At 39.4% G+C, this 12,355-nt stretch carries 8 protein-coding genes; 1 reads left to right on the forward strand and 7 read right to left on the reverse strand.

Features of this window, described 5'->3' with window-relative positions; translation table 11 throughout:
• Positions 1 to 293: 293 nt before the first annotated feature.
• Positions 294 to 1,739 (forward strand): methyl-accepting chemotaxis protein, encoded by a 1,446-nt coding sequence (locus KFT32_RS17085; protein WP_211748447.1) that lies wholly within the window; start codon positions 294 to 296, stop codon positions 1,737 to 1,739.
• Between the two features lie 158 nt (positions 1,740 to 1,897).
• Here KFT32_RS17085 and KFT32_RS17090 read toward each other — a convergent pair whose 3' ends face one another.
• From KFT32_RS17090 to KFT32_RS17120, 7 genes are all read right to left on the reverse strand, one after another.
• Positions 1,898 to 2,407 (reverse strand): hypothetical protein, encoded by a 510-nt coding sequence (locus tag KFT32_RS17090; protein ID WP_211748448.1) that lies wholly within the window; start codon positions 2,405 to 2,407, stop codon positions 1,898 to 1,900.
• Between the two features lie 8 nt (positions 2,408 to 2,415).
• Positions 2,416 to 3,498, reverse strand: a complete 1,083-nt coding sequence (locus tag KFT32_RS17095; protein WP_211748449.1) for a WXG100 family type VII secretion target — start codon at positions 3,496 to 3,498, stop codon at positions 2,416 to 2,418.
• A 262-nt stretch (positions 3,499 to 3,760) separates the two neighbouring features.
• Positions 3,761 to 6,223, reverse strand: a complete 2,463-nt coding sequence (locus KFT32_RS17100) for a DEAD/DEAH box helicase family protein (protein WP_211748450.1) — start codon at positions 6,221 to 6,223, stop codon at positions 3,761 to 3,763.
• On the reverse strand, positions 6,224 to 6,547 hold the full coding sequence (locus KFT32_RS17105; protein ID WP_211748451.1) for a nucleoside triphosphate pyrophosphohydrolase: 324 nt from the start codon (positions 6,545 to 6,547) through the stop codon (positions 6,224 to 6,226).
• Between the two features lie 84 nt (positions 6,548 to 6,631).
• Positions 6,632 to 7,012: an 8-oxo-dGTP diphosphatase MutT gene (mutT, locus tag KFT32_RS17110; protein ID WP_211748452.1), complete on the reverse strand. Its 381-nt coding sequence runs from the start codon at positions 7,010 to 7,012 to the stop codon at positions 6,632 to 6,634.
• A gap of 12 nt (positions 7,013 to 7,024) precedes the next feature.
• Positions 7,025 to 10,183 (reverse strand): DEAD/DEAH box helicase, encoded by a 3,159-nt coding sequence (locus KFT32_RS17115; protein ID WP_211748453.1) that lies wholly within the window; start codon positions 10,181 to 10,183, stop codon positions 7,025 to 7,027.
• Positions 10,184 to 10,230: 47 nt separating this feature from the next.
• Positions 10,231 to 12,180, reverse strand: a complete 1,950-nt coding sequence (locus tag KFT32_RS17120; protein ID WP_211748454.1) for a DUF2075 domain-containing protein — start codon at positions 12,178 to 12,180, stop codon at positions 10,231 to 10,233.
• Positions 12,181 to 12,355: the final 175 nt, after the last annotated feature.

Raw genomic sequence — 12,355 nt, forward strand, 5'->3', positions numbered from 1 at the left:
CCTTCCCCCTTCAAACTCAGGGTCTGAGGTGTTTTTTTGCATATATACAAAAAGTTTTAAAAACCTACAATTCTCCAAAAAAATTTCATTTCAAATGATTATTTCACTATAAGTTATGAATCGTTTCCAGACGATATAGTAATATAGACCTTTATTATAGAGTTCGTTTTACCTACAAAATACGCAACCCTTTTCACAAGAGCGAAAAGCCCTAGCGGGAATAGTGGCAGAAACATGTCTATAACAAGTGGTTACTAAGGAAATCACATCACCTTAACGAGAGGAAGAAATGAATGTCAGAAGAATTAAAAGAATTGCATCAACGAAATGGTCTAATGGTTAGATTGTTATGGATCTGTACCGCTCTTGGACTCGCTGCTTGTTATCGGAGTTTAGATATAATGCTATCTATTCTATGTACTGCTGTTCCCATAGCAGCGGTATGTACCCTGTTCTACTTTAAAAAATGGTACGTCGCTCAAACCATGTATATCGTCGCGATCGGTTTTAATGTCATTTGTTTTACTTTCATGTACGCAAGCAAATGGCCAGCAGATTATGTCATCTTGTTTGTGGGTCTAGCTCTTTGCTCTCTCTACATGGATATGAAACCGCTGCTTGTGAACGGTATCATTGGGCTGATCGTCCTCAACTATTTCTGCTATGCCATCTATGTAGGTGAGGATTTACTCGGATCTAACGCGTATTATGTGGTTACCTTGCTCACCTTGCTCGGTCAAAGCACGATAGGAAAACGAATGCTGAAACGCATGAAATCCAGTATGCAAGAATCGGATCTGGCCAGACAGAAAATGGAACTGCTCATGAACGAGGTACGTCATGTATCTACCGTTATGACTACGTCGGGAACAGAGCTTAACGAGAATGCAGACATGGCAGGCAAGATTAACAAAGAAGTATTGTCCGCTTTTCAAGAAATATCAACGGGTATTGAATCTCAAGCAGGCAGCGTGTCAGATATCAGTTCTGCGATGCATGAATTAAATGAATCCGTGGAAAGAACCCTTCATGCTTCAAGCACAACAAGCGAACGAGCTCGAGATGCGGCAGAACTAACCAAGGATGGAAAGATTCAGGTAGCGGAACTGACCTCTATTATTCGTCTCGTATCTGAAATCGTCGAAGACACCACGCAAATAATTGAAAAGGTAAATAAAGAGAATGTGAAGATTGGCGGGATTCTTTCTGCGATTCAAGATATCAGTACACAGACCAACCTGCTCTCTCTGAATGCATCGATTGAAGCAGCTCGTGCCGGTGAACATGGAAAAGGCTTCGCCGTAGTTGCCACTGAAATCCGTAATCTGTCACAGTCTACGCAGCGCTCTTCTGCTGATATTGCCGATATTTTGTATTCCATTCAAAAAGATGTCGGCACTGCAGCCATTCGTATTTCCGAAGGAAGAAAGGCTTCTATTGCAGGAACCGCTTCTACCAATATTATTGAAAAACTCTTTACAGACATTGATATCAATACAACCGAAGTTAGGGAGCAAGCTGCATACCTCGAGAACCTCAACAGTCAGCTAAAGGAATCCTCAGCACGAATTAATGATGAGCTGAACTCCGTATCCTCGGTGACCGAACAATCTGCGGCTTCCGTAGAGGAAGTCCTTGCTAGCGCTGAGCTACAACAGGAACGAGTTACCGATATGGTGCAGAGTATTGTGAGGCTTAATGAGACGACGCAGAGCTTGAATAAGGTTTTGCAGGGGTAACTGAATTCATAAATGAAAAAAACTCTTTCCACGTATTATTTACTTGGAAAGAGTTTTTTGTAGGTCTGGAATTATATTGTAAATTTATACTCATCAGGATCTGGATTTTCTAAAAAAACGTAAAGACTATTGCCTATCAAGACTTAATTATTTGATTTTTATTTTTCGATCTCTAGTATTAATCTTTTCAAACTCAAAATATATTTATTATTCTCATTATTTAATATTCTTAACTCTTCAACATATAGCTTAGTTTTATCTATTACTTCTTTTTTCAAGTCTTCATAAGTAACCCTTTTTTCTTTCCAATACTGATACATTAAATTCGGCATTTTTTTTGTTTCAATTGCTCCACTTCCTTTAGGTTTATCAGCAGAAACCTTACTTATTCCCACTACATCTTTTTCCTTTTTTAGTTCAATCCATATTGATGGCTTTTCGATATCACTTATTAAAACATATCTCTCAGTTTTCAGAATTAATACAGCCTCTAAAAGATAATACATCCACCAATAAACAGAAACAGAAAAATCATCAATTTCTTCAGTTATAAAAATACCATAGGTTTCATTATCAATTTCAAACTGAAAATATCCATCTGCCCCATTTAACTCGTTTCCTTCTACATTCTCATTTTCAAATAACTTATAACTGATTTTGAACATCATTCTCCACCTTATTCAGTCATTTTTTTAATATCCTCTACTGTGAATTTATGTCTTCCATACACTGTGCCAAATTGACCATCAGGATGAACAAAAACCTCTATTATTTCTCCGTCTATTTCATAGGTCAGATGACCAGTTTTACCTTGACTTTTTAAATCGTTATAAGCTATTTCAGCATATTTATTTATGTCATCTTTGCTCCATTTTGGATTAAAAAAACTAGATTCTAATTTATCTGCTAACTGGGCATCCGATAAATATATTGATTGTTGTGCAATCGACTCAATATTATGCTTGTTAAGATGCTTTTTATTAGTTGTACTTAATGGATATTTAATTTCAATATCTGATACTCTAGTATTATTAACCTCACTAGAACCTTCGGTCTTGCTTTTTCCTCCAGAACCTCCTAGAACATCATCCTTATTCTTCAGAAGCTTCCCTATCGTTAAATATGCAGCTGCCTGACTTACCACATAGCCGGAATAGTAACCTGCACCTTGTTTTTCATATCCTTGCTTCATCTCTTCTACAAACTGTTCAGCATCGGATCGTGCGGTTCCCGCTCCCCATGCGTAATCCCAAGCGAAGCGTAACCCCATACCAACGTCGACTACTTTCCCAATCGTAAGTGCATATCCTATATTGAAGGCCGCCCCGAATGGATTCTCCAAAAAGCTTTTCCCAACACCTAATGCATCATCAAAGAGTCCTTCTATTGTAGCGCCTACTCCCTTAACTGCAGAAGCTGTAAAATCAACTCCATTTTTTAGCTTTGCCTCAACTTCCGGAGGTAGGCTAGGCATAACAATTGCCGATCCTCCTTCACCATCCGCCTCAGCAAAACTTCTCGCAATAAAATTCAGCTGCTGTGCAATGGAAGAAATCTGCTCCATTGTCACGCCCATGGATTGCCGGGCCACTAGATACTCCTGGAAAAACCGTTCTTTTGTTGCCCCAGACCAGCCTTCTCTTATAAAATAAATTTGTTTATCCAGTCGATCGCATATCCGTTCCAGCTCCTGCCGCTGGGCCAAGAAGCGTCCGGCAACGTCCAGCAGCTGATCAGGTGAGACCAATATTTTCACCATAAGGCATTCACTCTCACTGTTATTTAAGGTGAGTTTATTCTATCAAATACTGGAAAATACTACATCCGACATTCTTCCCTACCTGTTATATCTTCTCTATCTTATGTACTTCATAAAAAGGAATACAATTCATGATTAGTCATTTCCAACTGAATCTACTTTATTGAACAACTAGTAATTTAAAAATAAGTTGCCTCCAGTATGTACTAGAAGCAACTATATGGCTTGTTAAATATCTCTCAACTATTTAATAGGATCCTGATTAACTTACTAAAGTATGGTTCCGCTCAAAGTAAACTGCTAACCGATACTGGGCAATTTCCCACGTCCATTGATACAGAACCTCAAGTGTTTCTACAGGTGCCTCCTGCAAATCTAGATGGACAACAAAATGCACACCATCATAATCTATCAACCCTTTTGCACTTCCCGCCCATTTCGACATCGGCATATCCGATATCAATTGTCCGATTTTATCGCTATCATAATCCCATAGCTTACGGGTCTTCTTGTCCGAAAAGTCTTTTAACTTGCGATACTCTTTATTCATAAGGTAATGATAGAAGAATGGGGCTGCCTCTTCCGCTGTAATCGATTCGTTCCACTTTTCTATTCCTCGATCCAGCATAGCTAGGAGGATAACCATTTTGTAACTCTTAGACATATTGGTGTTCTCGACTTCTTCAAGCCAATTCTTATACTTCTCGTATACCAGCTGCTCTTCATCCATTAGTTCCTCTGCCCAACTGAGCATACCAACATAGGAACCGAACTGCTGACGATATTGTTTTGAGTTCATCCCACCATGCAAATGTAACTCCACATAACTTGGTCTTCTCCCCAACTGTTGTTTTACATCCAAGTATGCAGAATGAAGTTTTTCCTTCAAAGGCTGCCGCTTGAGATGCAATTCCTTGAGTAAGTTTATTGCTTGCAAATCAAATTCAAGGGAACACCCCTCAGGAACAGCCGGAAGAAATGTTTCCTTTTTCTTTTTGGAGTTCTCCTCAGCACCAGGCGGTGAAAATAGTGACAGCTTCAAATCCGCATTTCGGTAGTTCCCGATTAAATCAATAATATGGCATACTTCTTTTCCTTTATGCGTCCGAAGTCCGCGCCCAACCTGCTGTGTAAACACAGTGAGTGACTCCGTTGGCCGAACAAACAATAACGTGTCCACAGCCGGGATATCTACCCCTTCATTAAATAAATCCACTGTGAAAATGAGTTCCAGTTCACCCGATCCCAATTGCTGTATGGCATCTGGTCTAGATATTTCTTTGGTGTTCGAATGAAGACTTATTGCTTGATGCCCCTGCTTACGGAACAAAGCCGTGAGATAATCTGCCTGTACAATGGAAGAACAAAATGCAATCGTCCGAGTCAGTTTATTTTCCAGCCAAGCCTGATAAATACGCTGTACGACGTCATCCTGTAATTGTTCTGTCAGTAGTTCCTGTTCATCGTACTTTGTCCCAAGCCAGCTTACCTTCGAATAATCAATTGCATCATATACTCCGTAGTAATGGAATTTGCTTAACCAACCTCGCTCAATAGCCTCAATGAAATGCATCGAAAATGCGACATTCCCATCACATAATGCATAGATATCTTTGCCATCCATACGGTCCGGTGTTGCAGTGACACCGAGTAAAAAACTTGTTTTCAGCTCCTGAAGGACTGCTTGATATGTATCTGCGGCTGCATGATGGAACTCATCTACCACAATCAGGTCAAAAGATTGTTCCCGAAAAACATCCCGGTGACGTTTCCTTCCCAGCGTATAGATAGAAGCAAATACCATGTCTTTATCTGCTTCCTTTGTTTTCCCATCGTACAGACCTGTCGATCGCTCTGGCATTACATGCTTAAAGGTGCGACGTGCTTGGTGAAGTAATTCTTCCCTATGAGCAATAAAGAGCACTCGCTTAAACCTTTCAGCAAAAAAAGCCGCCAAATAAGTCTTTCCAAGACCAGTTGGCATAATTGTAATCGCCCGGTCGTACCCTTCTTCTATCGTTCTACCCAGTTCTTCCAGTGCCATAGCTTGTGCCGGACGGGGAATGAGCATCGGCCGTTCTTCTTGTTTAACACTTGCTGATTCATCCCGATCCATCACATCACTAGACAACTCTTCTGGTGTCATAGGAGTAAGCTCAGACTCTTCCATTCGGGATACCATTGCTGTCATCTCCGGGTATTTATCCCGGTACTCCTGGTACTGCTGTTCATATATTAGGATGGTTTCTATATTTACTGGTTCGGTCTGCTCATGATAAAAGCTGTTCATGAACTTCTCTAGTGCTTCCTGAAACGTATAAGGCTCAGCCTGTGCACTCATAGCCAGATTCCATTCAAACCCCATCTTATAAGCAGAAGACGACATGTTAGAAGAACCTACGATAAACAGACCCTCATCACTGTCATAATCCAACAAGTAGGCTTTAGGATGAAAAGAGGTACCTCGGCTTCGCCATATGCGAAGTTCTAGACCCTCTATTTGCAGCAAACGGCGCAACGCGTTTGGCTGTGTAATATGTAAATAATCGCCGGCTAAAAGCTTGACTTCCGCTCCGCGGCGAATGGCTTTTTCGAGGTGAGGAGCTAATAATTTCACTCCCGAATCCATAACAAAAGAGGTCATAATGTAAATACCAGATGCCCGGCCAATGCCCTCGATGAGTTCATCGGCCAGGTTCTCTGTAATTAAACGAATATCCGGCATCTACTTATCCGCCTCAATGAGAAATATCCGTTTTTTAAATGCTCCACGCTGATCTGCTTTTACTTTACGAATCTCATTTAGTTCCTCTTCACTAATACCGTGAACGGAAGCCAGGGAGTAAATGACCTCCAGCATATCCGCTAATTCTTCATTAGCTAGTGCGTCTGTTTCCGCTTCTTGATATTCTTTATGTTCCTCTTCCAGCTTTGTTCTCAGCTCCATCTTGTAGGCTTCCTCACCCAAAATAGAAGTCTTACAGTATTTACCTTGAGACTGGATGATATTCGGAATTAAATCCCTTACTAACTTGTTGTATGTTGGCATGGTTCTGATCGTCCCCTCTCTATCTTCGCTCTATCATTGTCTAACTCATCATTTAAAATCATGAAACTACACACACTATGTGGTTTAGTCCATAAGCATCTGAACGAATGGAACATCTGCAGGTGCAAACCTAAATAGCCCTAGATCCTGCGGCCGTACCCAGCGAACATCATCATGATCGACTAACTGAATTGTTCCGCCAAGTAGATGCGCCTTGTAAGCAATCAGACGAATCGTTACCGTCTCATATTGATGCTCATTGATTCCAAAATAAGCATACGGCTCGATCTCAATTTGCATTTCTTCTTTTAGTTCGCGTTTGAGGCAAACCTCAGGAGTCTCCCCAGGCTCCAGTTTGCCCCCAGGAAATTCCCAGAATCCAGCTTGTGATTTCCCTTCACGCCTACGCGCGATTAGGATTTCACCCTCTTTATTCTCAATGATGGCTGCTGCCACTTCTAGCATTTTTATCACTTCCTACACGATGACTTTATTTGCTACCGGAACGAGTGCTGCCGGCATTTCTTCCTTAAGCTCCCATACAAAACTGACTGGCTTCGTTCCGCTGTGACTCACATAATTTGCTTCTCCTAAGAAAATGAATGGGGAAGTGAACTGATTCTCTTCCTTATATTCACGCACAAATAGAGCAATCTGGTGCCCAAGCTCTCTGTGGTGGATATAACGCTGTGCCGTACCCGATTCCGCTGACGTTCGGCTTTGCGACTGCCAATGAAATAGACGTTCATTTATTGCATAATCTTCATAGAGTGTGGAAGGTGAAAAATCCTTATCCGACTTATTCAAAGTAAATATAAAGATATCTAGCATCTTATCTTCAAAATGTTTCACACCTTCGCGAAAAGCGGGTGCCTTCTCTTCATTATAGTATCCAAATGCCGCCATTACCTGGTCCGTTGTATAGCTACAATGTACATCTAATGGGCAAGCAAATGGAAACGTATTCGGTAAATCAACAAAATCAATATGTTCCAAATTATATGTTAAAATCTCAACGATCTCTTCTTTAAACTCTTTGCAAGCGAGGATATACTGTATTGCTTCTTTCGTACTATTGAATCCTCGTTTCGATGGTTCAGAGCGGTAAAATGTATAATAGAACATCTGAATCATAAGCTGCTCTTCTTCCGTTATTGGCTCATAACCTTCATTAATGTAACGAAGTAAGAAATGGAGCCATCTTCTAGAATTAATGGATAAAATGGCTGGGATACGTCCCTTTATGTCTTCCAAGCCATCCATAGTGAATGCTTCTTTAACCCCAGCTTCTACCATCATTTCTCGGAACAATCTTTTACCAGAGCGTCCCCCATACAATTCATACAAACTCATTCCATAATAATTTGTAAAGTTTTTTATGGTTAGCGTTAATCTTGTATCGGATTCAAAATACTTCATTCGCTGGACGATGCTTCTTCGATTGATACGGGCTTGTTTTACATTTCGAAGTACGTATTCACGAGCTTGCTTTTCAAGTTCAATATAACTGCCTCGTGGTAAATGAGAGAATCCATTTTCTAAATAATATTGTATCGAATGTCTGCTTCTCCCGATCATCGCTCTAAACTTCTCTTGGAAGTTATAATCCTGATGTGCTTGTCCGATAAAATCCAGTACCGTTAAGCATTCTTTCCCTTCTGCTAACCGTAATCCGCGGCCTAATTGCTGCAAGAATACAGTTAAGCTCTGCGTAGGTCTGAGGAATAGAACCGTATTAATCTCTGGAATGTCTACACCTTCATTATATAGATCTACTACGAATATGAGCTTAATCTGCCCACTAACAAGCAGTTGTTTTGCCTGCTCACGTTCCATGGTACTGGAACCTCCATGTAGTGCGAGTGAAGGAATTCCGCTCTCGTTAAATACCTTCGCCATATAATTCGCATGCTCCACACCTACGCAGAATCCAAGCCCTTTCACTTCATTCAGGTCTGTTACATAACGTTTCAGACTATTTAGAATCTGAGCTACTCTAATTTTATTGTTTGTATATAAGTTTTCGAGTTCCTCCATGTCGTATCCACGACGCGTCCACTTTACCTTAGACAAATCTACCATATCCGCAATACCAAAATACTGAAACGGACTTAATAGTTTGCGATCAATGGCATCCGTTAAACGAATCTCAGCAGCTATAGAGTGATTAAAATACTCCAAGATATCTGCCCCGTCCATGCGCTCAGGTGTGGCAGTTAATCCGAGTAGAATCTTAGGATCATAATAGTTCAAAAGCTTCTGATAGGATGGAGCTGCCGCATGGTGGAACTCATCCACCACAATATAATCGTAAAAATTAGGTGTTGTCATCTCAGATAGCTTCATCGAATTGAAACTTTGAATACTAATAAATAGATGGTCTATCTCATCTGCCTTATGTCTGCCTACATGTAGTTCGCCAAAATTAAGGTCTTTTATTATATATCGAAATGTATCTCTACTTTGATTTAGTATTTCCTCACGATGGGCAACAAATAACAGTCTAGCCTTACCACCGTTCTCCTTACGAAACCTTTTATAATCAAATGCAGAGATAACTGTCTTTCCGACACCGGTAGCGGCTACTACTAAATTACGCATCTCCCCATAAATTTTTCGCTGTGCATCCAGTTTTTCAAGCACTTCTTTCTGGTATTCAAAGGGCATAATATCAAAAGAAAACGTCCCATTCTTATTCTCTACAAGATCCTTCGAACGACGGAGAGCCAGCTTAAGCTGATTCACATCTTGTTCATCTGCACCACTGAAAGATTTAAAATCTCTATCATGCCAATAACTCTCATAGGTAGCTTCTATTTTCTTGAGAACATCATACGAATCCTTCTCCGTAATCTTGATATTCCATTCCAGTCCACTTGTAAGTGCAGGATTTGACAGGTTAGAAGAGCCAATATAAGCTGTAGTAAATCCTGTATCTCGGTGGAACATATATGCTTTGGCATGAAGTCGCGTACGCTCAATGTCATAGGATATTTTGATCTCCGTATTCGGGAGCTTACTTAGCTCCATTACCGCCTTATAATCGGTTGCTTCCATATATGTAGTCGTAATCACGCGAAGCTTACCACCACGATCAGTAAATTGTCTGAACTCTTCCATAAGACAGCGAAGCCCGCTCCATTTAATAAAAGAGACGAGTAATTCAATTCGGTCGGCACTTATTATTTCATGCTTTAATTCATTCATGAGCTCTGGCTCGGCTTTAGATCCAGTGAATAAGGAGCTTTGGGACATAGGAGTGACAGGACGGAGCTCTTTGATATCCTTTACTGCTCTAATGGTATTGATCTTCGAGTAGATATGGGTAAGCACTTCGCCTTGCTCTGAAATCTGGAGATCGTCAAATTCTCTTTCATCCAGATTATTTTTGAGCGTTATAATCATGTCATTACAAGCTCTAATCTGGGCGAGAAGTGCCTCTTTGTTATCACTAATTTGTTCACGTACCATTTTCAGTGCTTTACGAGTGACAATCGAGATGTAACTGGAAAGTATAAGTCTAGCTTCCTCTGGATCCATTCCCTCTCGGCCAATTGTATATTCATTGGTATTAAGTTCATCTAGCTGTAGATTCGTGATTTGGTTGATAACTTGCTCGTATAGGCCTTGTTTCATAAGGACACCTCAATTTTGGAAATAGAAAAAAACTATACAGCAATGATTTATTCATATGAACTAGGCTTCTCTTCTGCAATAAGATTTTTCATGTTTATTTCCTTGTTCATATAATCGTATTTGTTCAACGCATTCAATTGCTGTATAAAGTATTTTTCTAATGCTTTATTTGTACAGTATACAAAGCACCCCTTCTGACCTCTAGTTAATAAAGTTCTGTAAGTATTTCTAATTATTTCATCTGCTAGAGTCAAGGCTTTATTGGGATCTTCCTTGTACATCTGCTTAATTCCTTTTAAAGAATTATCTGTTTTAGCTCTCTTCGAAAAATCAGTTTTTATCTCATCATTATCGAAGAATAGATCATCTCCAATAAATACACCTACATAATCAAATTCAAGTCCCTGAGAAGTATGAATACATCCAACCTGGTGAACTGAATTCTCGTCAATTGCCCAACTACTTGTATTAGCAAGATTCCAACTCATACCGAATTGGTAATCTGGGATAGTGATGTCATAGATATTTGAGTTATTTTTTCCTTCTTTGTTCCAGTTCCAGCAATAGCCAGCTAATAATCGTGCCTTATTATTCACCTTATTTAGTCTGAAAATTTCTTCTTTCATTTCATTTGGATTTTGAAAAACTCGAAAATCATAGTCAGTCCCAAGAAAATCAGCGTTAGCAGTCTCTTTAATTTGAAGAATATGGTCAATCCAAGCCATATATCCGTCAGAACCATTACATCTAAATTGTGAGTCTAATTCGGCAAATGAAACCTGAGCCTGAAGCTCAGAAGCATATAACTGTATCGAATCAATACTACCTGCGTCTTTTAATGTAACTCGTTGACGCTCGTCAATGAAAAATATAGAGAGCTTCGATGCATTAATAATCTCTTTCATTTGATTTTCACCCAAATGACTAAACATTCCGGATCTCTCGTTCAAGCGGTGTGCCTCATCAACAATTAATACATCAAACTCGTTAACAGGTGTCTCTATGTAACTCCCCGAGCTTTTAAAGAGATTATCTATATTTCCTTTTCGATAATCTTTTTTTAACTTCTGGGCATACACAGTTCTCGGTGCCGCATTCTTTGTCACATACTGACAAACCATGTTTTGTGCGGTAAGAGCTACAAGTAGATTAATAGCTAAGACAGACTTCCCTGTTCCAGGTCCTCCCTTTACTACAAGTACTTGCTTCTGATTTGTTCTGATTGCTTCTCTAGCAAGCCATTGTGCAGTTTCAAAAACGACTTTTTGCTGATCTATCATCACAAACTCATCATTCCCCTTCAACATTCCGAGGAGTGCGTCTTGCAAAGATTTGGATGGACGTATTTTCCCATTTTCAATCCTATAAAGGTTTAATTTGTTATCACCATATTTAATATATTTTTTAATGAAATTACGAAGTTGACTGGAGTCACCTTTTCTAAAAATCGGCGCCTTATCAACGTAATATTGATAGACTTCATCTACGATAGGATCATTTTCATTCAACTTAATATAATTGTGTAAATATGCACAAGGATATAGCTCAATCTGTCCTTCCTGAGCATTCGCATTATAATCCTTGATCAAGGAAGCATAAGACCATGCTTGATAAGAAGGATGCGTTGTTTCTCTTTTTCCTCCTCCTAGTACAGTCTTTACAACTGCTTCCTTTCCTTCTACTTTATCTATCTCTTGCCACTGTTTTAACTCTATTATTACAACGGATTGACTAGTATCATTACTACCAGATATAAGAAAATCCACTCGTCTAGACGTGTGCGGTACTTTAAACTCAACTGCTACTCCTACATCATCAGGTATACTCGGGTCCATAAGAATTTTATACATGTAATTCATAGAATTATCCCAAGAGCGCAATTCACTCTTATTTATCTTACCGATCTTATCCACGTAATTGTTCGATATGTTTTCTACCAGCCGATCTTCATAAACATCATTTAGAAATTCACTCTTTATTGCCTCATATACAATCATCTATCCCTCACCTTTCCTAGTTAGTCATCGTGTAGATAGTAAGTTAAGAGATTCTCCTAATTATAACTCTTCCAACTAATTCAGATCTTTATGTTTTTATTTAATTAGTAAATAAAACATAAAAAGCAACCCAAGATTTTCAGGTTACTTTTATTCTATCTATTAATATTTATAT

Origin of the sequence: Paenibacillus sp. Marseille-Q4541 (assembly GCF_018310695.1) — a bacterium.
In the GTDB taxonomy this organism is placed as follows: domain Bacteria; phylum Bacillota; class Bacilli; order Paenibacillales; family Paenibacillaceae; genus Paenibacillus.